Origin of the sequence: Pseudomonas sp. DrBHI1, assembly GCF_002205115.1 — a bacterium.
In the GTDB taxonomy this organism is placed as follows: Bacteria; Pseudomonadota; Gammaproteobacteria; order Pseudomonadales; family Pseudomonadaceae; genus Aquipseudomonas; species Aquipseudomonas mosselii.
In genome coordinates this window covers 15,699-37,837 of sequence record NZ_NIBE01000052.1, presented here as the reverse complement: position 1 = coordinate 37,837, position 22,139 = coordinate 15,699, and the positions used below count along the sequence as shown (strand labels likewise).

At 66.0% G+C, this 22,139-nt stretch carries 17 protein-coding genes; 13 read left to right on the top strand and 4 right to left on the bottom strand.

The window, feature by feature from the left end:
- Positions 1-3: 3 nt before the first annotated feature.
- The 3 genes from tssK to tagH are packed head-to-tail and all read right to left on the bottom strand — an operon-like array spanning position 4 to position 3,274.
- Positions 4-1,338 carry a type VI secretion system baseplate subunit TssK gene (tssK, locus tag CC207_RS09505; protein WP_028689168.1) on the bottom strand — a complete coding sequence of 445 codons (1,335 nt, stop codon included), beginning with the start codon at positions 1,336-1,338 and terminating at the stop codon, positions 4-6.
- Positions 1,339-1,353: 15 nt separating this feature from the next.
- On the bottom strand, positions 1,354-1,854 hold the full coding sequence (tssJ, locus tag CC207_RS09500) for a type VI secretion system lipoprotein TssJ (RefSeq protein ID WP_088852006.1): 501 nt from the start codon (positions 1,852-1,854) through the stop codon (positions 1,354-1,356).
- A gap of 49 nt (positions 1,855-1,903) precedes the next feature.
- A complete protein-coding gene (gene tagH, locus CC207_RS09495) occupies positions 1,904-3,274 on the bottom strand; it encodes a type VI secretion system-associated FHA domain protein TagH (RefSeq protein WP_062362757.1) in 1,371 nt (456 codons plus the stop codon).
- Between the two features lie 397 nt (positions 3,275-3,671).
- Between tagH and tssA the strand changes: the two genes are divergently transcribed.
- From tssA to CC207_RS09435, 12 genes are all read left to right on the top strand, one after another.
- Positions 3,672-4,700: a type VI secretion system protein TssA gene (gene tssA / locus CC207_RS09490; protein WP_088852005.1), complete on the top strand. Its 1,029-nt coding sequence runs from the start codon at positions 3,672-3,674 to the stop codon at positions 4,698-4,700.
- A gap of 73 nt (positions 4,701-4,773) precedes the next feature.
- Positions 4,774-5,289, top strand: coding sequence for a type VI secretion system contractile sheath small subunit (gene tssB / locus CC207_RS09485; protein ID WP_023632506.1), 516 nt, complete (start codon positions 4,774-4,776; stop codon positions 5,287-5,289).
- A gap of 11 nt (positions 5,290-5,300) precedes the next feature.
- On the top strand, positions 5,301-6,794 hold the full coding sequence (gene tssC / locus CC207_RS09480; RefSeq protein ID WP_028689172.1) for a type VI secretion system contractile sheath large subunit: 1,494 nt from the start codon (positions 5,301-5,303) through the stop codon (positions 6,792-6,794).
- A 92-nt stretch (positions 6,795-6,886) separates the two neighbouring features.
- The gene (locus CC207_RS09475) at positions 6,887-7,375 is read left to right on the top strand and encodes a type VI secretion system tube protein Hcp (protein WP_028689173.1); all 489 of its coding nucleotides are present in this window, start codon (positions 6,887-6,889) and stop codon (positions 7,373-7,375) included.
- A gap of 72 nt (positions 7,376-7,447) precedes the next feature.
- Complete coding sequence (locus CC207_RS09470) at positions 7,448-7,882, top strand: type VI secretion system amidase effector protein Tae4 (RefSeq protein ID WP_088852004.1); 435 nt, start codon at positions 7,448-7,450, stop codon at positions 7,880-7,882.
- Entirely contained in the window at positions 7,879-8,289 is a 411-nt protein-coding gene (locus CC207_RS09465; RefSeq protein ID WP_028689175.1) for a hypothetical protein, read from the top strand. The genes CC207_RS09470 and CC207_RS09465 overlap by 4 nt, the downstream gene beginning before the upstream one ends.
- Positions 8,283-8,798, top strand: coding sequence for a type VI secretion system baseplate subunit TssE (gene tssE / locus CC207_RS09460; RefSeq protein WP_028689176.1), 516 nt, complete (start codon positions 8,283-8,285; stop codon positions 8,796-8,798). The genes CC207_RS09465 and tssE overlap by 7 nt, the downstream gene beginning before the upstream one ends.
- Positions 8,795-10,657 (top strand): type VI secretion system baseplate subunit TssF, encoded by a 1,863-nt coding sequence (gene tssF / locus CC207_RS09455; protein WP_028689177.1) that lies wholly within the window; start codon positions 8,795-8,797, stop codon positions 10,655-10,657. The genes tssE and tssF overlap by 4 nt, the downstream gene beginning before the upstream one ends.
- On the top strand, positions 10,621-11,670 hold the full coding sequence (gene tssG, locus CC207_RS09450; protein ID WP_051555627.1) for a type VI secretion system baseplate subunit TssG: 1,050 nt from the start codon (positions 10,621-10,623) through the stop codon (positions 11,668-11,670). The genes tssF and tssG overlap by 37 nt, the downstream gene beginning before the upstream one ends.
- Entirely contained in the window at positions 11,663-14,338 is a 2,676-nt protein-coding gene (tssH, locus tag CC207_RS09445; protein WP_028689179.1) for a type VI secretion system ATPase TssH, read from the top strand. The genes tssG and tssH overlap by 8 nt, the downstream gene beginning before the upstream one ends.
- Positions 14,339-14,349: 11 nt before the next feature.
- Positions 14,350-16,278, top strand: coding sequence for a type VI secretion system tip protein VgrG (locus CC207_RS09440; RefSeq protein ID WP_088852003.1), 1,929 nt, complete (start codon positions 14,350-14,352; stop codon positions 16,276-16,278).
- 153 nt (positions 16,279-16,431) lie between these two features.
- Positions 16,432-18,099: an FMN-binding glutamate synthase family protein gene (locus CC207_RS09435; protein ID WP_069016507.1), complete on the top strand. Its 1,668-nt coding sequence runs from the start codon at positions 16,432-16,434 to the stop codon at positions 18,097-18,099.
- A gap of 30 nt (positions 18,100-18,129) precedes the next feature.
- Here CC207_RS09435 and CC207_RS09430 read toward each other — a convergent pair whose 3' ends face one another.
- Positions 18,130-19,449, bottom strand: coding sequence for an OprD family porin (locus CC207_RS09430; protein WP_088852002.1), 1,320 nt, complete (start codon positions 19,447-19,449; stop codon positions 18,130-18,132).
- Positions 19,450-19,974: 525 nt separating this feature from the next.
- Between CC207_RS09430 and CC207_RS09425 the strand changes: the two genes are divergently transcribed.
- Positions 19,975-22,065, top strand: coding sequence for a TonB-dependent siderophore receptor (locus CC207_RS09425; protein WP_088852001.1), 2,091 nt, complete (start codon positions 19,975-19,977; stop codon positions 22,063-22,065).
- Positions 22,066-22,139: the final 74 nt, after the last annotated feature.

The window sequence follows — 22,139 nt, the reverse complement described above, 5'->3', positions numbered from 1 at the left end:
GGCTTATCCTCGAATGGCCCAGAAGGCCAGGTTCAGGCCGGGGAACTCGCCGGCGACGTAGAAGGCGAAACCACCGGAATGCTGCAGCTGCTTCCAGTGTTCGCTGCCTCGGTCGAGCTCGAAATAGGTGGAGCCGGCATGGAACGGAATCTGCCGTGGCGCCACCGGCAGCGGCAACAGGCCGATGCCCGGCAACTGCAGGTTGACCAGGTCGCGGATGTGCTCCACCGCGCCGATCTTGCTTTGCTGGCCGAAGCGGCTGCGCAGGGTCTCGCTGGGCACATCGGCGCGCACTACCAGGACGAAGCTGGCGCTGTCGAGCAGGCTGCGGTCGGCCAGCATGCCGACATGGATGCCGTAGGCCTTCTCGACCAGCGGGATGGCCACGGCCTTGCTGTCGATCAGCATCGACAGGGCCTCGCGCAGGGCGGCCAGCACGGGTGCAAAGGTGGCCGCCAGGTCGTCGTGTTGATACACCGGGTATGCCTCGGGGCGACGACCTTCGCGGGTGAAGGTGGCGAACTCGCCGGCCAGGGCCACCAGCTCGCTGTACAACCGCTCGGGGTGCAGCGGCGTCAGTTGGTTAAGGTGCTCGACCAGCGGTTGGGCGCGGTTGACCAGTTGCAGCAGCATGAAATCGGCGATCTCCGAGGCACCGCCGTTGGCCGAGGCCACCACGCGCCCGGCCAGGGCCTCGCCGCGCTGGTGCAGCAGGCCGAGCAGCTCGCCACGGAACCCCGACAGCAGGTTGCTGGCGGTTACGTCGAGCAGCGGCGGGATGTAGCCGTCATCCAGCACCAGGGCGCGGTCGGCGCGCTTTTCCCGGATGCGCACCACACCCAACGCGGCATAGTCGCTCAGGCCGTCCTCGGCGCGCAGCAGGCGCAGGGCGCGGCTGCCCAGGGCCAACGGCGCGCGGTTCTCGAACGGGGCGTTGTCGTCGCGGACCTCACTGATACGGCTGACATAGCGCGCACCGTCAGGCGCTTCACCGTCGTCGACGGTATCGCGGGCACCGGCGCGCTTGAGCGGCAGGCCCAGGTAGATCACGCCATTGCGCAGGTCATCGGGTATCTCCAGCGGCGCGGGCGGCAGGTCGTCACGCGGGATGTCGAACGGCGTACCGTCCGGCAGCAGGCCACGGGCGCTGAGGATCGCCAGCTTGCCCTGGGCCAGCAGGCCTTGGTCGACCAGCAGCTCGGAAAAGCCCCAGGCGGCGGCGTGGAGCGGCCGGCTGCGAGCATCGACGAAGTTCTCCAGGTAGCGGTCGTGTTGCTGGAAGTGCTGGGTGGTGATGAACATCCCTTCCGACCAGACCACGCGATTGTTCCAGGACATGGGTTCTCCGATTGCCTAGCGGACAGGCTCAGGTTGTGGGGTGGCCACGGCGCTGCGCACGGCGCGCACATCGAGGCTGATCTGATAGTCGCGGGGCGGCACCGGCAGCACGCTGCGCCACTGGGCCTGGTCAACCTCGCGGTAGCCCACCACCAGGCCGACCTGGCGCGTGGCCGGGTCGAGCGGACGCTCAAGGCGCAGTTGCTCGCCCGGCTGGAGCAGGACCTCGTCCTGGTCGATCAGGTCGGCGGCCAGGGTCGCCTGGGCGCGTTCTGCCAATGCGAAATAGTCGGCGCGGGCGAAGGCGGCGCTGTTCTTCAACTCGTAGATGCGCACCCGCACCGGCGCGGGCGTGCCGCTGGCGCCGGGGTTGAGCCCGGCCGCGGCGCTGAAGTACAGGGTGATCCCCGTGGCCGGCGGCGCCGCGTCGGTAACGGCGGGCTCGACCGGGCTGTCCTTGCTGCAGGCACTGAGCAGCACCATGGCCAGAGCTGCGATCAGTCTCGTTGCACTCATCCTCGTCCTCATGACGTTCTGTGTTCTTCCTGTGCTCCGGGCGTTGGCCTCAGGAGCGTTGCATGCGTTGGCTATGGGCCTCGTAGGCGCGGCTGAACTCGCGGCCGAACAGGTCCTGGAAGTCGTCTTCGGCTTCCCGGGAAATCTGGCTATAGAGCTCGGTGAACTGCTGCCAGCAGTGGGCCTGGCGCGAGCCGCCGAACAGCTTGGCCAGCCCGGCGGCGGGCGCCAGGCGCTGCTCCAGGCGAGCGGGTTCGAAGCGTTTGAGCAAGTGCTTGATGGCCGCCTCGACACCCGCCATCACCGCCAGCTGGTGGGCGCGCAGGTCGTCGAAACTGTCGCGCACCGCCTGGTCCGGGGCCATGAACGCCTGGTTGCCCTCGCGCAGCAGCAACAGCAGCGCTTCGTCGGCGTTGGGGGCGAATTTCAGCGGGTTGTTGCGCACCGGGGCGATGGTGGTCTGCTGCATGCGGAACTCGCCCTTCAGGCTGCTGCGCGCGCGCAGCACATCGATCAGGCCTTCGACCATCAGGCGGTAGCTACGCCCGACCGCCTCCATCTGCGCGGCGGCATCGGCCGCATCAATGCGCAGGTGCTCGATACCTGCGCCACGCAGGAAGGCCTGCAGCAACGCATCGCTGGCGTCAGCCGGGCCAGGCGCAGGTGCCGACACGGCAGTGGGCGGCGCAGGCGTGACGACCGGTGCCACCTGCGCTACCGGCTCTGGCAGGGGCGGCGCGATGACAGGCGCAGGCTGGGGAGCAACGGCGGGCGTTTCGTCGAGCAGGTTCCAGTCGTCGGGGATCATGCCCGGCGCGGCGGGCATGGCGGCCGGCACCGGCGCGGGCGGCGGCGCCACTGGCGTGGGTGGGCGAAAGTCATGCTGCTGGGCGGGGACATGATCCGGCTGGCTGGCCGGCGGCACGCTGGAAGGGCCGAGAAAGTCGAACAGGTCCGGCAGGGTGTCGTGGCTCGAGGCCCCCTGCAGAAACGCGGCCGGCGCGCCGACGATGGGCGCGCTCGGGGCGGCCGCCTGGTTGGCCATCAAGGCTTCGAAACTATGGGCCTGCGGCTGCCCGGCAACCGGGATCGACAGGCCGGCATCGATGCGCGCCTGGATCTCGTAATCGCCAATTCGAATAACTTCACCGTCCATCAACGGTTCGCTGTTACCGCGACGCAGGCGAATACCGGCATGCACCAGTTCCACGCCGTTGGTGCTGTTATCGGTCAAGTAGTAGCGGCCGTCCTTGAACTGGATCACACAATGTTTCGAAGAAACTAGGCGTTCGGGATCGGGCAGTACCCAGTCATTATCCGCCGCACGACCTACGCTGATGGCACCGTTTTCCAGCAACTTCTCCGGGCATTGCCCAGGGGTTATCTTGTGATAACTGGTAATGGTCAGGCAAAGTGCCATCACGCCTCCTTGCATATATATGAAACACTCACACATCCATTTGAGTGGATTCGCGAGCCCGACCCCGCTTTCCGGCTAAACCCTTGTAAATACTGGGCATCACACCGAAATTCGCTTCCCGGAAAGGTCGTATTAAACCCTATCGGCAAGGCACTTTGATGGCACCTGACCAATGGACACGACTACCTGCCAACTGGTTCACAGTCACCCTTCGCGGCGCGTAGCTTACCTTGACAGCAATTTGGAAATAAACCATAAATGCGCAACTTAAGAGTGCCAAAGTGATATCACAGTGATATCAACTTCGCATTCTTTGACAAGTTTGTGCGCCACTTCACATTTGCAACTTGTCGCGAACAAAGCCCTCACCAAGGGCCGATATGGAGATCGATTTCTGGTGAACTCACCGCAGCTGCTCGCCGCTGTTTCCGCAGACTTCCCGTGCGGCGACGACCTCGAATACGATGCCGATTTCCTGCAACTGGAACGTGATGCCCAGGGGCGCCCCGAGCGCGTGATGGGCGACGCCGTGCAGCCGGCCGAGCCGCCGCAGTGGCGTGACATCGAACAGGCCTGCACCGGCCTGCTGCAACGCAGCAAGGATCTGCGCATCACCCATTTCCTGGTTCAGGCCAACCTGGCCCTGCACGGCTTGCCGGGCCTGGCCGCGAGTCTTGAACTGATCCGCGACCTGCTGGGCGAATACTGGTTGCACCTGCACCCGCAACTGGATGCTGCCGACGACAACGACCCCACCGTGCGCGTCAACGCCCTGGCCGGCCTCACCTGCGATACCAACATCGCCCTGCTGCGCGACGCCGTGCTTGTGCGTTCGCGCGCCTTCGGCCCGGTCACCCTGCGCGCCGCCCTGCATGCGGCAGGCGTGCAGCACTTCGCCAGTGAGCAGTTGAGCGCCGAGGAACTGGCCGCCGCCCTGCGCGACGCCGACTCCGAGCAGCTTGCGCAATGCCGCCAGGCCCTACAGCTGGCCCGCGAAGCCCTGGACACTATCGAGAACCGGGTCAACGACCAGGTCGGTTCGGCCAGCGGCGTCGACCTATCCGCCCTGCGCCAGCCGCTGCGTCAGGTGCAGCAGGTGCTGGCCGACTACAGCCCGGAAGGCTCGGCGCCCGTCAGCGCGAGCCTGGACGAAGCGACAGCGCCCGGCGCCCATGACAACCCACAGCCCGTCGCCGCGCCACGCCCCGCAGCACGCCCCGGCGAGGTGAACAGCCGCGACGACGTGCTGCAGAGCCTCGAGCGCCTGCTCCAGTACTACGCCCGCCACGAGCCCTCCAGCCCGCTGCCGGTGCTGCTGCGCCGGGCGAAGAACCTGGTCAATGCCGACTTCGCGACCATCGTCCGCGACCTGATCCCCGATGGCATGTCGCAATTCGAGAACCTGCGTGGTCCGGAACACGACTGACGTCGTTCCGGCCGCCTAAACACCGACGCCCGCAACAAGCAGAGCCGCCGTACCGGCGACCAGGAGGAACAACGTGGCGAAAGACAGCTCCCAGAAATTCATCGCGCGCAACCGTGCGCCGCGGGTACAGATCGAATATGACGTCGAGCTGTACGGCGCCGAGAAGAAGGTCCAGCTGCCCTTCGTCATGGGCGTGCTCTCGGACCTCGCCGGCAAGCCCGCCGAGCCGCTGCCGGCCGTGGCCGACCGCAAGTTCCTGGAGATCGACGTCGACAACTTCGACTCGCGCCTGAAGGCCATGAAGCCCCGCGTGGCGTTCAATGTGCCCAACGAGCTGACCGGTGAAGGCAACCTGAGCCTGGACATCACCTTCGAGAGCATGGACGACTTCAGCCCCGCCGCCGTGGCGCGCAAGGTCGATGCCCTGAACCAGCTGCTCGAGGCCCGCACCCAGCTGGCCAACCTGCTGACCTACATGGACGGCAAGACCGGCGCCGAGGACATCATCCTCAAGGCCATCAAGGACCCGGCCCTGCTCCAGGCCCTGGCCAGCGCGCCGAAACCTGCCGACACCGAGCCGAAGGCCTGAGGAGACCGACCATGAACGATCCGTTGCGCGACAGCCAGGCCCCCCAGGCGGCCACCCAGGACCCGAGCGAGTTCGCCAGCCTGCTGCTGCAGGAATTCAAGCCCAAGACCGAGCGGGCCAAGGAAGCCGTCGAGAGCGCCGTGCGCACCCTCGCCGAACAGGCCCTGGCGCAGACCAGCCTGGTGTCCAACGATGCCATCGGTTCGATCGAGCAGATCATCGCCGCCATCGACGCCAAGCTCACCGCCCAGGTCAACCAGATCATCCACCACGATGACTTCCAGAAGCTGGAAAGCGCCTGGCGCGGCTTGCACTATCTGGTCAACAACACCGAGAGCGACGAGCAGCTGAAGATCCGCGTGCTCAACATCTCGAAGAACGACCTGCACAAGACCCTGAAAAAGTTCAAGGGCACCGCCTGGGACCAGAGCCCGATCTTCAAGAAGCTCTACGAAGAGGAATACGGCCAGTTCGGTGGCGAACCCTACGGCTGCCTGGTGGGCGACTACTACTTCGACCAGTCGCCACCCGATGTCGAGCTACTGGGCGAGGTATCCAAAGTTTGCGCCTCGATGCACGCGCCATTCATCTCCGCCGCTTCGCCGACGGTGATGGGCATGGGCTCGTGGCAGGAGCTGTCCAACCCGCGCGACCTGACCAAGATCTTCACCACCCCGGAATACGCCGGCTGGCGTTCGCTGCGTGAATCGGAAGACTCGCGCTACATCGGCCTGACCATGCCGCGCTTCCTGGCGCGCCTGCCCTACGGCGCCAAGACCGACCCGGTGGAAGCGTTCGCCTTCGAGGAAGACACCGACGGCGCCGACAGCAGCAAGTACACCTGGGCCAACGCCGCCTATGCCATGGCGGTGAACATCAACCGCTCGTTCAAGTACTACGGCTGGTGCTCGCGCATCCGCGGCGTGGAATCCGGCGGCGAAGTCGAAGGCCTGCCGGCGCACACCTTCCCCACCGACGACGGTGGCGTGGACATGAAGTGCCCGACCGAGATCGCCATCTCCGATCGCCGCGAGGCGGAGCTGGCCAAGAACGGCTTCATGCCGCTGCTGCACAAGAAGAACACCGACTTCGCCGCCTTCATCGGTGCGCAGTCGCTGCAGAAGCCGGCCGAATACGACGACCCGGACGCCACCGCCAACGCCAACCTGGCCGCGCGCCTGCCGTACCTGTTCGCCACCTGCCGCTTCGCCCATTACCTGAAGTGCATCGTTCGCGACAAGATCGGCTCGTTCAAGGAAAAGGACGAGATGCAGCGCTGGCTGCAGGACTGGATCCTCAACTACGTCGACGGCGACCCGGCGCACTCCACCGAGACCACCAAGGCCCAGCACCCGCTGGCGGCCGCCGAGGTGGTGGTCGAGGAAGTCGAAGGCAACCCGGGTTACTACAACTCGCGCTTCTACCTGCGCCCGCACTACCAGCTCGAAGGGCTGACCGTGTCGCTGCGCCTGGTGTCGAAGCTGCCTTCGGCCAAAGGGGCCTGATCATCGCGGGCAAGCCCGCTCCCACAGTGGGAGAGGGCTTGCCCGCGATTAGCCACTACTACCGCTAACCGACGCGAAATCCCGAGGACATCATGGCTGTAGATATTTTCATCAAGATCGGCGACATCAAGGGCGAGTCCCACGACAAGGCCCACAAGGACGAAATCGACGTCCTGAACTGGAGCTGGGGCATGTCCCAGTCCGGCAACATGCACATGGGCAGCGGCGGCGGTTCGGGCAAGGTCAACATCCAGGACCTGTCGATCACCAAGTACATCGACAAGTCCAGCCCCAACCTGATGGCCCACTGCTCCAGCGGCAAGCACATCGACAAGGTCAAGCTGACCGTGCGCAAGGCCGGCGGTGAAAGCCAGGTCGAGTACCTGATCATCAACCTCGAAGAGGTGATCGTCAGCTCGCTGAGCACCGGCGGCTCGGGCAGCGACGACCGCCTGACCGAGAACGTGACCCTGAACTTCGCCAAGGTCACCGTCGACTATCAGCCGCAGAAGGCCGACGGCACCAAGGAAGGCGGCCCGATCAAGTACGGCTGGAACATCCGCTCCAACGTCAAGATCTGACCGACCGCGCCCGTGCCGCCCCAGGCGGCGCGGGGGCTCTTCCCCACGCCTCACCCGCCCACGGTGAACATCATGGCCAAGCCTTCTTTCATCAACTTGTGGAATGCCTATCCGAAGGTGTCCTCGCCCTGCGATGGCCCGTGGGACAATCAGTGCGCCATCCGCATGAGCATCGCGCTCAACGGCGAGATGAGCCTCAAGGGCAACAAATCGACTTATACCGAACCCAAGTGCGCCCATGGCCATGCCCGTGGCGCCGAATCCCTGGCCAACTGGCTGGAGCGCCAGCTGGGACGCCCGCAGCGCATCGGCGGCAGCGCCCAGGAGCGCGACAAGCTCAAAGCCAAGACCGGGATCATCTTCTACAAGGACTGCTTCGCCCGCACCGGGCAAAGCCAGGAAAACCGCACGGGCGACCATATCGACCTGTGGAACCGCGGCCTGACCAAGGGCTTCTCCGATCAGAACTACCAGTCGAAACAGGTCTGGTTCTGGGAGCTGACATGAAGCGCGTGGCCCTGGTCGGTGCCTTGCTGCTGGCCCTGAGCGCCTGCGCCGACGCCGAACTGCTGAGCCAGGCGAACCTGGGCGGGCAGACCGTGAAGCTGACCGATAACGCCGGCCAGTGCGTGCTCGATCGCGGCGAACAACGCCTGGCGCTGGACATGCCATGGCCCTGCGGCCTGAGCCCCGACCGCGCCGGCAAGGCCCGGGTCGAGCAGTTCGACGGCGTGCCGATCGTGCTGGTGACCCACGTGCAACCCCACCCGACGCTCAAGGGCGAATGCCTGAAAACCTCGCGCGCCGTGCGCCTGACCCCGGCCGGCCTGGAAGCCTCAACGCCCACGCCGAGCGCGTCCTGCGACACCGGCTTCGAAGACCAGAAAATGTTCACAGGGATGTTCCAGTGGTAGCCGAGATCGCCACCCGCGACCGCCTGCAGCCCTCGCTGCTGGATCGCCTGACCGACGACGAGCCGGGCAACCCGCAGGAAGCCCCCGACAAGCGCGTGCTCAGCCTGCAGCAGCTCAAGGCCTCGGTGCTGCGCGACCTGGCCTGGCTGCTCAACACCACCTCGCTGCTCGACACCGGCGCCACGCTGAATTCCCCGGCAGGCGCCTCGGTGATCAACTACGGCCTGCCGGCCCTGGCCGGCAACAGCGCGTCGAACATCGACCTCAACGCGCTCGAACGTATCATCCACCAGGCCATCGCCACCTACGAGCCGCGCATCCTTGCCCATACCCTGAAGGTGCGCGCCCAGGCCGCCCCCGGCGAGATGAACGCCAACGCCCTGAGCTTCGAAATCGAAGGCGACCTGTGGGCCCAGCCGGCGGCCCTGCCGCTGCTGTTGCAGACCGACGTGGACCTGGAGTCCGGGCACGTGCGCGTGGCCCCCGCCGACCGCCGGAGACGCGCATGAACCCGCGCCTGCTCGAACTGTACAACCAGGAACTGCAGCATATCCGCGAGGGTGCCGCCGAGTTCGCCAAGGAATACCCGAAGATCGCCGGGCGCCTGACGCTGTCCGGGATCGAATGCGCCGACCCCTATGTCGAGCGCCTGCTGGAAGGCTTCGCCTACCTCACCGCGCGGGTGCAGCTCAAGCTCGACGCCGAGTACCCGACCTTCACCCACAACCTGCTGGAAATCGCCTACCCGCATTACCTGGCGCCGACCCCGTCGATGACCGTGGTGCAACTGCAGACCGACCCCGACGAGGGCTCGCTGGCCGCCGGTTTCCAGCTGCCCCGCGACAGCGTGCTGCGCGCCAACCTCGGCCGCAACTCGCAGACGCCGTGCGAATTCCGCAGCACCCAGGACGTCACCCTGTGGCCGCTGCAGGTGGCCCGCGCCGAATACTTCGGCAACCCCGGCGCCGTGCTCGGGCGCCTGGCCGCCAGCGAGCCGAAGGCCCGTGCCGGCCTGCGCCTGACCTTGCGCAGCGGCGCGGAAATCCCGTTCAACAGCCTGCCGCTGACGCACCTGCCGCTGTACCTCAATGGCGCCGATGAAACGCCCTATCGCCTGTACGAGCAACTGCTGGGCAGCGCCTGCGCGGTGTTCGTGCGCCAGCCGGGGGCCGACTGGGTCGAGCGCATCCCGGTCGAGCAGGCCTTGCTGCCGTGCGGCTTCGACGATCGCGAAGCGGCGTTGCCGGTGGTGCCCCAGGCGTTCCAGGGCTATCGCCTGTTGCAGGAATACTTCGCCCTGCCGCAGCGTTTCCTGTTCGTCGATTTCGCCGGGCTGGAGCGCGCGGTCAAACGTTGCGACGGCCAGGAACTGGAGCTGCTGGTCCTGTTCGAGCGCTTCGACCCCACGCTGGAGAGCAGCGTGGGCAGCGCGCAGTTCGTGCCGTTCTGCACCCCGGCGATCAACCTGTTCCCGCGCCGGGTCGACCGCATCCACCTGACCGACCGGGTCCACGAGCACCATGTGATCGCCGACCGCACCCGGCCCACTGATTTCGAGATCCACTCGCTGCAGCAGGTCGCCGGCCACGGCACCGGGCCGGACCAGGCGTTTTTGCCGTTCTACGCCGTGCGCGACCCGTCGCGCTACGGCCGTGACCAGGCCTACTACATCGTCCGTCGCGAGCCTCGGGTGCTGTCCAGCGAGCAGCGACGCAACGGCACGCGCTCCAGCTACATGGGCAGCGAGACCTTCGTCAGCCTGGTCGACGGCCACCAGGCACCGTACCGCCACGACCTGCGCCAGCTGGGCATCAGCGCGCTGTGCAGCAACCGCGACCTGCCGCTGTTCATGAACGTCGGCGACGGCCGCAGCGACTTCAGCCTGGCCGACAGCGCCCCGGTGTCCGCCGTGCGCTGCCTGGCCGGCCCCAGCCGACCGAAGGCCAGCCATGCCCACGACAACCGGGCCTGGCGCCTGATCAGCCAACTGTCGCTGAACTACCTGTCCCTGGCCGAACAGGGCCAGGGCGCCGCCGCCCTGCGCGAACTGCTGCGCCTGTACGGCGACCAGCAGGACAGTGCCCTGCAACTGCAGATCGACGGCCTGCGCGAGGTCAGTTGCAAGCCCTGCACCCGGCGCCTGCCGATGCCCGGGCCGATCGTCTTCGGACGCGGCCTGGAGATCACCCTGACGTTCGACGAAAACGCCTTCCGCGGCACCGGCGTGTTCCTCCTGGGCGCGGTGTTCGAGCGCTTCCTGACCCGCTACGTGTCGATCAACAGTTTCACCGAAACCGTGCTGCGCACCAGCGAACGTGGCGAGATCATGCGCTGGAACGCCAAGCCCGGGCGCAGGCCGACCCTGTGAGCACGCTACAGGCCATGCAGGCGCAGCCCTGGGAGTACGACTTCTTCCAGGCGCTGCGCCGCCTCGAGGCGGAAAACCCCGAGCTGCCGCGCTTCGGCCATTCGCTGCGCCTGGCCGACGAGCCGGTGCGCCTGGGGCAGCGCCTGGACTGCGGCTTCGCCCCGGCGACGCTGGCCTCGGTCACGGCCAACGACGATCAGCCGGCGCGCCTGGAGCAGTTCTTCTTCGGCCTCGGCGGCCCCAACGGCCCGCTGCCGCTGCACCTGACCGAGTACATGCGCGAACGCCAGCGCAACCACGCCGACCCGACCAGCAAACGCTTCCTCGACATCTTCCACCACCGCTTGCTGAGCCTGTTCTACCGCGCCTGGGCCGAGGCCCGGCCGACCGTCAGCCACGACCGCCCCGGTGACGACTACTGGGCCGCGCGCCTGGCCGCCCTCAGCGGCCGCGGCCAGCCGGAACTGCAAGACCAGGGGCCGCTGGCCGACACCGCCAAGCTGCACTGGTCCGGCCACCTGGCGGCGCAGACCCGCTACCCGGACGGCCTGTGCAGCATCCTGTCGAGCTATTTCGGCGTGCCGGTGCAGCTCGAGGAGTACGTCGGCCAGTGGCTGGAGCTGCCCGAGCGCAGCCAGCTCGGCGTGCGCGCCAACCGCCTGGGCATGGACCTGTGCCTGGGCCGCTACGTCTGGGACCGCCAGCACAAGTTCCGCCTGTGCCTGGGCCCGCTGACCCTCGACCAGTACCACGCGCTGCTCCCCGGTGGGCAGGCGTTCGTCGAGCTGGCGGCCTGGGTCGCCGAGTACCTGGGCCAGGAACTGGACTGGGACCTCAACCTCATCCTCGCGCAGGGCCAGGTGCCCGCGCTGCAACTCAATGCCGGTCAGCGCCTGGGGTTCGACACCTGGCTCGGCCGCCCCTCGCACGATGCACGCGACCTGAAGCTGGCCCGGTACTACGCCGACCAGCCGGTCGCCGCGCCCCTCACAAGGAGTCAGGACCATGGGTGAAATCAGCCGCGCCGCGCTGTTCGGCAAACTCAACAGCGTCGCCTACAAGGCCATCGAGGCCGCCACGGTGTTCTGCAAGCTGCGGGGCAACCCCTATGTCGAGCTGGCGCACTGGCTGCACCAATTGCTGCAGCTGCAGGACAGCGACCTGCACCGCATCATCCGCCAGTTCAACGTCGAGCCGGCACGCCTGGCCCGCGACCTGACCGATGCCCTGGACCGCCTGCCACGGGGCTCGACCTCGATCACCGACCTGTCCTCCCAGGTGGAAGAGGCCGTCGAGCGCGGCTGGGTCTACGGCAGCCTGATGTTCGGCGAAAGCCAGGTGCGCACCGGCTACCTGCTGGTCGGCATCCTCAAGACCCCGAGCCTGCGCAATGCGCTGCTGGGGCTGTCCAGCGAGTTCGCCAAACTGAAGGTCGAGGCGCTGAGCGAGCGTTTCGACGAGTACGTCGGCGACTCGCCGGAAAACAACCTGGCCGCCAGCGACGGCTTCAGCGCCGCGGCGCCGGGCGAGGCCAGCGGCGCCGTGGCCCCGGCGGCGATGGGCAAGCAGGAAGCGCTCAAGCGCTTCACCGTCGACCTCACCGAGCAGGCCCGCAGCGGCAAGCTCGACCCCATCGTCGGCCGTGACGAGGAGATCCGCCAGCTGGTCGACATCCTCATGCGCCGCCGCCAGAACAACCCGATCCTCACCGGCGAGGCCGGCGTCGGCAAGACCGCGGTGGTCGAAGGCTTCGCCCTGCGCATCGTCGCCGGCGACGTGCCGCCGGCACTCAAGGACGTCGAACTGCGCAGCCTGGACGTCGGCCTGCTGCAGGCCGGCGCCAGCATGAAGGGCGAGTTCGAACAGCGCCTGCGCCAGGTGATCGAGGACGTGCAGGCCTCGCCCAAGCCGATCATCCTGTTCATCGACGAAGCCCATACCCTGGTCGGTGCCGGCGGCGCGGCCGGCACCGGTGATGCCGCCAATCTGCTCAAGCCGGCCCTGGCCCGTGGCAGCCTGCGCACCGTGGCCGCGACCACCTGGGCCGAATACAAAAAGCATATCGAGAAGGACCCGGCCTTGACCCGGCGTTTCCAGGTGGTCCAGGTGGACGAGCCAAGCGAAGCCAAGGCGCTGCTGATGATGCGCGGCGTGGCCTCGACCATGGAGAAGCACCATCAGGTGCAGATCCTCGACGAAGCGCTGGAAGCCGCCGTGAGGCTGTCGCACCGCTACATTCCGGCACGCCAGCTGCCGGACAAGTCGGTGAGCCTGCTCGACACCGCCTGCGCCCGCGTCGCCATCAGCCTGCACGCGGTGCCGGCCGAGGTGGACGACAGCCGCCGGCGCATCGAGGCGCTGGAGGTGGAACTGCAGATCATTGCCCGCGAAGCCGCCATCGGCGTCAGCACCGAGCAGCGCCAAGCCCAGGCCGACAGCCTGCTGGCCGAGGAGCGCGAGCGCCTGGCCGCCTTGGAAAGCCGCTGGGCGGAGGAGAAAGCCCTGGTTGACGAGCTGCTGGCCACCCGCGCGCAACTACGTGAACAGGTCGGCGTGGTCGATCAGGAAGTGGACGTGCAGGGCAGCCATGAACTGCGCGAAAAACTCGTCGACCTGCAGCAGCGTCTGAGCCAGCTGCAAGGCGAGAGCCCGCTGATCCTGCCGACCGTGGACTACCAGGCGGTGGCCTCGGTGGTCGCCGACTGGACCGGCATCCCGGTGGGCCGCATGGCGCGCAACGAGATCGAGACCGTGCTCAACCTCGACAGCCACCTGGCCAAGCGCATCATCGGCCAGGACCACGCGCTGAAGATGATCGCCAAGCGCATCCAGACCTCCCGCGCCGGCCTCGACAACCCGAACAAGCCCATCGGCGTGTTCATGCTCGCCGGCACCTCCGGGGTGGGCAAGACCGAGACCGCGCTGGCCCTGGCCGAGGCCATGTACGGCGGCGAGCAGAACCTGATCACCATCAACATGAGCGAGTTCCAGGAGGCCCACACCGTCTCCACCCTCAAGGGCGCCCCACCCGGCTATGTCGGCTACGGCGAGGGCGGCGTGCTGACCGAGGCGGTGCGCCGTCGCCCGTACAGCGTGGTGCTGCTGGACGAGGTGGAGAAAGCCCACCCCGACGTGCACGAGATCTTCTTCCAGGTGTTCGACAAGGGCGTGATGGAAGACGGCGAAGGCCGCCAGATCGATTTTCGCAACACCCTGATCCTGCTCACCACCAACGCTGGCACCGAGCTGATCGCCAACATCTGCAAGGACCCACAGGCCCTGCCCGACCCGGAGGCCGTGGCCACCTCGCTGCGCAAGCCGCTGCTGGAGATCTTCCCGCCGGCGCTGCTCGGCCGCCTGGTGACCATCCCCTACTACCCACTCAGCGACGCCATGCTCAAGGCCATCACCCGCCTGCAGCTGGAGCGCATCCGCAAGCGCGTGGAAGGCACCCACAAGGTCGGCTTCGCCTACGACGACGGCGTGGTCGAGCTGATCGTCTCGCGCTGCACCGAGACCGAAAGCGGAGGCCGCATGATCGACGCCATCCTCACCAACGGCCTGCTGCCGGACATGAGCCGCGAGTTCCTGACCCGCCTGCTCGAGGGCAAGCCGCTGGCCAGCGTCAGCATCAGCCGTCGTGACAACGACTTGCACTATGACTTCGGCGCCGCCGACTGACAGGACCGACCATGCTGTTCAAGCAGTTCACGCGCCTGGCGCAGATCAACAGCCCCCTGGGGCCGGACAAGCTGATCCTTGCCGAAATGGGCGGCAGCGAGGAACTCGGCCGCCTGTTCGACTTCGAGCTGCAGCTGACCAGCGACGACCCGGCCATCGACCTCAACCAGCTGCTGGGCAAGCCCATGAGCCTGAGCGTGCAGCAGAGCGTCGGCAGCTCGCGGCATTTCCACGGCATCGTCGCCCGTTGCAGCCAGTCGGTGGACCAGGGCCAGTTCGCCAGCTACCGCGTCACCTTGCGTCCGTGGCTGTGGCTGCTGACACGCACCAGCGACTGCCGGATCTTCCAGCACCTGAGCGCGCCGCAGATCATCAAGCAGGTGTTCCGCGACCTGGGCTTCTCGGATTTCGAGGACCTGCTCAGCCGCAACTACCGCGAGCGCGAGTACTGCGTGCAGTACCGCGAGACCAGCTTCGACTTCGTCAGCCGCCTGATGGAGGAGGAAGGCATCTACTACTTCTTCCGCCACGAGCAGGAACGCCACGTGCTGGTGCTGGCCGACGCCTACGGCGCGCACCAGAAGGCCCCCGGCTACGAGACCGTGCCCTACTACCCGCCGGACGGCCAGCACCGCGAGCGCGACCATATCAACGACTGGCACCTGGCCCAGGAGGTCCAGCCCGGCTCCCTGGAGCTCAACGACTACGACTTCCAGCGCCCCAGCGCGCGCATCGACGTGCGCTCGGCGATGCCGCGCCCGCACCAGGCCGGCGACTACCCGTTGTACGACTACCCCGGCGCCTACGAGCAGACCCAGGACGGCGAGCACTACGCCCGCACCCGCCTGGAGTCGCTGCAGAGCCTGCACGAGCGGATCGAGCTGCGCGGCAATGCCCGGGGCCTGGGCAGCGGCCATCTGTTCAGCCTGAGCAACTTCAGCCGCCAGGACCAGAACCGCGAGTACCTGATCGTCGCCGCCCGCTACTACGTGCATCAGGAGCGCCTGGAAAGCGGTGGCGGCAGCGGTGCGGCGCAGTTCGAGAGCAACCTCAGCTGCATCGACGCGCAGCAAAGCTACCGCCCGGTGGGCAGCACCCTGCGGCCGATCGTCAAGGGCCCGCAGACGGCCGTGGTGGTCGGCCCTGCCGGCGAGGAGATCTGGACCGACCAGTATGGCCGGGTCAAGGTGCACTTCCACTGGGACCGCCACGATCAGTCCAACGAGAACAGCTCGTGCTGGATCCGCGTGTCGCAAGCCACGGCGGGCAAGAACTGGGGCTCGATCCAGGTGCCGCGGATCGGCCAGGAGGTGATCGTCAGTTTTCTCGAAGGCGACCCCGACCGGCCGATCATCACCGGGCGGGTCTACAACGCCGAGCAGACGGTGCCCTACGACCTGCCCGGCAGCGCCACGCAAAGCGGCATGAAGAGCCGTTCGAGCAAGGGCGGCAGCCCGGCCAACTTCAATGAAATCCGCATGGAGGACAAGAAGGGCGCCGAGCAGTTGTACGTGCATGCCGAACGCAACATGGACACGGTGGTGGAGCAGAACCAGACGTTGTCGGTGGGCATCAGCCGGGTCAAGACCGTGGGCATGATCGAGACCGTGACCATCGGCCAGGACCGCCTGCGCTCGGTGCGCCATCGCGACATCCTGCTGGTCGGTGGCGACAAGCGCGACAGTGTGCACGGCAACTATGTGATGGATGCCGGCGACCAGATCCGCCTGGTCTGTGGCGACAGCGTGATCGAATTGAAGTCCGACGGCACCATCAATATCAGCTGCGCCAAGTTCAATATCCATGCAACGGCGGACGGGATCATCAATACCGATGGCAAGCTCGACCTGAACCTGGGCGGCGGTCCGCAGGCCAAGGCTTCGGGCCAGGGCGACAAGGGCGAAATCGACGGCCGGGTGAAGCAGGTGTTCAAACAGTAACACCGAGGGCCTCATCGCGGAGTTGCCCCGCGATGGGCCCGAAACCGACAAGCTTTTGGTCCCACCCAGGTAATAGTGTTTTACCAATCGCCCTGGTTTTCCGGTGCTGCGCTTTGCCTATCCTAGGCCGGTCACCCTGTCTGCGATGGCCCCATGAAAGACGCACTCCCCAGCCGCTACGCCTGCCTGACCCTGTGCCTGCTGTTCACCCTCGCCAGCCTACCCTTCCTCGCCCGGCACGACGGGCTCTGGCCCTTCACCGTCATCAGCGCCCTGCTCAGCCTGGTCGGCCTCAACGACCTGCGCCAACGCCACCACGCGGTGCGCCGCAACTATCCGATCCTGGGCAACATCCGCTACCTGATCGAAACCGTCCGCCCGGAGATCCGCCAGTACCTGATCGAAGGCGACGACGACAAGCTGCCGTTCTCCCGCGCCCAGCGTTCGCTGGTCTACGCCCGGGCCAAGAACGAAAGCGCCGAGAAAGCCTTCGGCACCCTCAACGACGCCTATAAACCAGGCTTCGAGTTCATCAGCCATTCGATGCTGCCAGTGCCGATGCCCGACCCGGCCTCGTTCCGCATCCGCATCGGCGGCCCGCAGTGCCGTCAGCCGTACTCGGCGTCGATCTTCAATATCTCGGCCATGAGCTTCGGCGCCCTCAGCGCCAACGCCATCGCCGCGCTGAACAAGGGCGCGCGCCTGGGCCGCTTCGCCCATGACACCGGTGAGGGCAGCATCAGCCCCTACCACCGCGAACACGGCGGCGACCTGATCTGGGAAATCGGCAGCGGTTATTTCGGCTGCCGTACCGAAGACGGCCACTTCGACCCTGATCGCTTCGCCGAACAGGCACGCTCGCCTCAGGTGAAGATGATCGAGATCAAGCTCAGCCAGGGCGCAAAGCCGGGCCATGGCGGGATCCTGCCGGGGCACAAGGTCAGCGCCGAGATCGCCGCCACCCGGGGCGTGCGCGAAGGCGAGGACTGCATCTCGCCGGCCGCCCACAGTGCCTTCAGCACGCCACGGGAGTTGCTGCAGTTCGTCGCCCGGCTGCGCGAGCTGTCTGGCGGCAAGCCGGTGGGTTTCAAGTTCTGCCTGGGCCACCCGTGGGAATTCATGGGCATCGCCAAGGCCATGCTGGCCACCGGCATCACCCCGGACTTCATCGTCGTCGACGGCAAGGAGGGCGGCACCGGCGCGGCGCCCCGGGAGTTCTCCGACAACATGGGCGTGCCCCTGCGCGAGGGCCTGATGTTCGTGCACAACACCCTGGTGGGGCTGAACCTGCGCGAGCGCATCCGCATCGGTGCGGCGGGCAAGCTGGTCAGCGCCTTCGACATCGCCAGCGTGCTGGCCATCGGCGCGGACTGGGTGAACTCGGCGCGGGGCTTCATGTTCGCCATCGGCTGCATCCAGTCGCAGAGCTGCCACACCAACAAGTGCCCGACCGGGGTGGCGACCCAGGACCCGCTGCGCCAGCGCGCGCTGGTGGTGCCGGAGAAAGCCGAGCGGGTCGCCAGCTTCCACCGCAATACCTTGCATGCCCTGGCCGAGATGCTTGCCGCCGCCGGCCTGGACCACCCCTCTGAACTCAAGCCCAAGCACCTGGCGCGGCGTATCAGCGCCAGCGAGATCAGCCTGTTTTCGCAGTTGCACACTTTCCTCAAGCCGGGCGAACTGCTCAGCGGCGCGATCGACAGCGAGTTCTATGCACGGATGTGGCGGATGGCGCGCAGCGACAGCTTCGCGCCGCAGACGGGTGAAATCGAGGTGGCGGCGGCGGTCAACGTGCGCCGGAAAGAAACAGCCCCGGCATAGGCCGGGGCTGCGGGTGACGCGGGATCAGGATCAGAAGATGCTGATCGGGTACTCGACGAATACGCGGACTTCGTTGCCGTCGTCGTTGTATTCGCTCTGGCGGGTAGCGGTGTTGGTGCGCACGAACGAGCTACGCAGTTTGACGGACAGGTCCTTGGCCGGACCTTCCTGAACCACATAACGGATCTGGTTGAAGATCTCGCGCTCTTTACCTTCACCGTATCCTTCCGGTTTGCCGGCGGTACGGGTATTGATGTTGTCACCCACCACATAGGCGAACTTGTAGGTCAGGCCCGGCACGCCGAAGGCGCCAAAGTCCAGACCATAGCCCAGCTGCCAGGAGCGCTCGTCCTCGGCGTTGAAGTCGGACCAGTAGGAGTTGGCCAGGTAGATGGTCGAGCCACCGTCACCCACGCCACCTTCGTTCTGGTACCAGCCGTAATTGTAGCCGGTGCTGCCGGTGCTGCGCTGGTGCGCCAGGGTGAACGAGTGCGGGCCGTAGGCGTAGGTGGCGGCCAGGCTCCAGATGGTATTGGAGTCGCCGTTGAGCTTGGCGGCACGCACGTACTTGTTGTCGATATCCGACTTGTAGCCGTTGAAGTCCAGGGTCAGGGACTGGTCGCTGGCGATCGGGAAGACGTAGTTCAGGCCCAGGTAGTGCTTCTTCATCACGTCTTCGTTGTCGGCGGTGTACAGCGACGCGGTGAAGTTGTCGGTGAACTTGTAGCTGCCGCCGAGCACGTTGATCGACTTCAGGCCGCCGCCATCTCGGCGCTCGGCGCTCTTGCGCGCTTCCTGGGTGAAGCGGCCGGCGTTGATTTCCAGGCCCTTGATCTCCTTGGAGGTGATCATGGTGCCGGTGAAGCTTTCTGGCAGCAGGCGGCCGTCGTCGTATTGCAGGACCGGCAGAGCCGGCATCTGGTCACCGTACTTGAGCACGGTGTTCGAAACACGGAACTTCACCGCAGCGCCACCACGGGCAAGGTTGTGCGAAGCGTTGGTTTTTTCATCAGGACGGGAGGGGTCCGAGCGCTTGAAGAAGTCGACACCGCCACCCTGGTTGCGGCCTTTGCCGCCATCCAGGCGCAGGGCGTACAGACCGAACGCGTCGACACCGACACCGACGGTGCCCTGGGTGAAGCCGGAGGAGAAGTTGGCAATGACGCCCTGGCCCCACTGGGACTGGTCGTTGGTGCCGTGCTTTTTGTCACGGTTGATGAAGGCGTTGCGCAGCAGGACGTTGGCGTGGCTGTCCTCAATGAAGCCCTTGCTTTCGGCCTGCTCATTGGCCTGTGCCTGGGTCGCGGCGATCATCGCCAGGGCGACCAGGCTGATCCTGGTTTTCAACATGTTGTTTTCCTTATTTCGTATTCAAAAACGCTCTGCATTAGAACGCCAGGAACCAACGCCCCTTCGTAGGTTCGACGCTATGCGGATCCAAGCCGAAAGGCCCGCCAATGGTCTGCAACGGGCCTTGCAGCCGCATGGCCAGATCATGGCCAGCAGGCGTAGAGCCCGAATCCTAGCCCTGCCTGCTTAGACATGTCAAAAAAACGTGAAATACAGGTTGATATAACCAAAAACAAGGTCGGCGCCGGTGCATTTCCATGCATATATGCCGTGGGTCAGCGCAAATTTGTCTCTTTTGTGGAAAGCGGGCGAAATCCATAAAAACGTCATACGCCCATGCCCCTTCCCGCTTCCCGTCACCTGACACATCCGTGCGACAGCCGATCCAGAAGTCAACACACTCAAATGAATGGCAACACTTTGAAACATTTGTAAAGACAACCCTTTACAAATGTCGATGCAATAGCAAATAGCAAGCATTACCATTCGCGCCCAATTTCTCACTCCATTCATTGGACGCCTTCGATGCCTGCCCCCTGCCGCCTTTCCCCCCTGACCCTGGGCCTGTCGCTGCTGTTCAGCGCCGGCCTGGCCAGTGCCACTACCACGACCCTGCCGGAAACCTCGGTGACCGCCGACAGCACCCGCGAAGAGGACAACCCGCGGGTCAAGGACGTGACCACCGCGACCCGTACCTCGACCCCGGCGCGCTATGTGCCGCAGGCCATCGATTCGGTGAAGACCCGCAACGTGCTGGACTACGGCAGCAGCAACCTGGGCAAGGCACTGGAAGGCATCCCCAACGTCAGCAGCGGCGCCGACACCCGCTTCGACAGCCTGCGCATCCGCGGCTTCGACGCCAGCAACGACTTCTACCTGGACGGCATCCGCGACGACAGCCAGTACACCCGCGACCTGCACAACATCGAGCGGGTCGAGGTGCTCAAGGGCCCGGCGGCGGTGCTCTATGGCCGTGGCAGCCAGGGCGGCATCGTCAACCGGGTGAGCAAGGCGCCGGAGCACGGCCGCCGCTCGACCATCGAGGCCCAGGGCGGCAGCCAGGACCTGCGCAGCCTGTACGCCGACCTCAGCGCCGACCCCAGCGACACCCTCAGCCTGCGCCTGAACCTGGGCAACGAGGACAAGAACAGCTTCCGCGACGGCATCGACGGCAACCACCGCCAGCTGTTCGCCCCGTCCATGAGCTGGCAGATCACCCCCGAACTGAACTGGCTGGTGCAGTACGAGTACAGCCGCTATGACCGTACCCCCGATCGCGGCATCCCCGGCAATCCGCTGACCGGGCGCCCGGCCGATGTCAGCCGCAAGACCACTTACGGCGACACCCAGCGCGACTACATCAACGACCGCGCCGAGTCGCTGCGCTCGCGCCTGAACTACGAGCTGAACGACCAGTGGCAACTGCGCCATACCTTCAGCCTGTTCACGCTGGAGAGCGACTTCGACAATACCTACCTGACCGCCTACCGCCCCGCCGCGGGGCTGGTGGACCGCCAGCGCTGGCAGCAGGACCTGAGCACCCGTAACCTGTACAACACCGTCGAACTGGAAGGCCACGTCGAGACCTTCGGCCTTGAGCACACCCTGCTGGTTGGCCTGGAAATGGGCGAGCAGCGCCGCAACTCGCTGCTGCACCAGGGCGTTGGTGTGCCTTCGGTGCCACTGCAAGGCTCGACAGCCAGCCAGCAGCACAACGGCACGATGCGGGTATTCAGCGACAACCACACCGACGTCGAGAGCACCGGTATCTACCTGCAGGACCAGATCCGCCTCAACGACCAGTGGCAACTGCTGGCCGGCGTGCGCTTCGACCAGTTCGAAGTGGACACCACCAACAAGCTGCGCGGCATCTCGGAAAAACAGAAGGACAACAGCTTCAGTCCACGCATCGGCGTGGTCTACACGCCCTGGCAGGATCACTCCTTCTATGCCTCCTGGAGCAAGACCTACTCTCCAGTCGGTGGTGGCCTGATCGGCATCACCCCAGGCGCTGCCGGCAACACCAACCAGACCGACCCGGAACAGACCCGGCAGAAGGAGATCGGGGTCAAGAGCGAATGGTTCGACCAGCGCCTGAGCACCACCCTCGCGATCTACGAACTGGAGCTGTATAACCGCCGTACCCGCGACCCGATCATCCCGGACCTGATCCAGCTCAGCGGCCTGCAACGCTCGCGCGGCATCGAGCTGACCGCCACCGGCAACGTCGTGGGCAACTGGTATGTACGCGGCGGCATCGGCCTGCAGGACGCGACCATCGTCAAGGACAACAACGGCCAGCAAGGCAACCGCATCAACGATGTGGCCAAGCGCAACGCCAGCCTGTTCGTCACCTGGAAGCCGGAGCTTGGCTGGTACGCCGAAACCGGCCTGACCCTGGTCGGCGACCGCTACGCCGACAACCAGAACACCGTGATCCTGCCGGGCTACGGCCGTTGGGACGCGCTGGCGGGCTATCGCACCCACGACTGGGACGTGCGTGCGGCGCTGAGCAACATCACCGACAAGACCTACTACAGCTCGGCCACGAGCGCGGCGCAGATCCAGGTGGGCGATCCGCGCAGCCTGGTGGTGACCGGGACCTACAGTTTCTGATCGTCAGCGCCCATCAGGCCATTCGGGCCCCAAAACGAAAACGCCACCGCAAAAGCGGTGGCGTTTTTTTCTGC

What these genes read in the sequence shown, in the direction of transcription:
- tssK (WP_028689168.1), bottom strand. Translation starts at nt 1,338, where the DNA reads ATGTCCTGGAACAATCGCGTGGTCTGGTCGGAAGGGATGTTCATCACC.
- tssJ (WP_088852006.1), bottom strand. Translation starts at nt 1,854, where the DNA reads ATGAGTGCAACGAGACTGATCGCAGCTCTGGCCATGGTGCTGCTCAGT.
- tagH (WP_062362757.1), bottom strand. Translation starts at nt 3,274, where the DNA reads ATGGCACTTTGCCTGACCATTACCAGTTATCACAAGATAACCCCTGGG.
- tssC (WP_028689172.1), top strand. Translation starts at nt 5,301, where the DNA reads ATGAACGATCCGTTGCGCGACAGCCAGGCCCCCCAGGCGGCCACCCAG.
- CC207_RS09475 (WP_028689173.1), top strand. Translation starts at nt 6,887, where the DNA reads ATGGCTGTAGATATTTTCATCAAGATCGGCGACATCAAGGGCGAGTCC.
- CC207_RS09470 (WP_088852004.1), top strand. Translation starts at nt 7,448, where the DNA reads ATGGCCAAGCCTTCTTTCATCAACTTGTGGAATGCCTATCCGAAGGTG.
- CC207_RS09465 (WP_028689175.1), top strand. Translation starts at nt 7,879, where the DNA reads ATGAAGCGCGTGGCCCTGGTCGGTGCCTTGCTGCTGGCCCTGAGCGCC.
- tssF (WP_028689177.1), top strand. Translation starts at nt 8,795, where the DNA reads ATGAACCCGCGCCTGCTCGAACTGTACAACCAGGAACTGCAGCATATC.
- tssH (WP_028689179.1), top strand. Translation starts at nt 11,663, where the DNA reads ATGGGTGAAATCAGCCGCGCCGCGCTGTTCGGCAAACTCAACAGCGTC.
- CC207_RS09440 (WP_088852003.1), top strand. Translation starts at nt 14,350, where the DNA reads ATGCTGTTCAAGCAGTTCACGCGCCTGGCGCAGATCAACAGCCCCCTG.
- CC207_RS09435 (WP_069016507.1), top strand. Translation starts at nt 16,432, where the DNA reads ATGAAAGACGCACTCCCCAGCCGCTACGCCTGCCTGACCCTGTGCCTG.
- CC207_RS09430 (WP_088852002.1), bottom strand. Translation starts at nt 19,449, where the DNA reads ATGTTGAAAACCAGGATCAGCCTGGTCGCCCTGGCGATGATCGCCGCG.
- CC207_RS09425 (WP_088852001.1), top strand. Translation starts at nt 19,975, where the DNA reads ATGCCTGCCCCCTGCCGCCTTTCCCCCCTGACCCTGGGCCTGTCGCTG.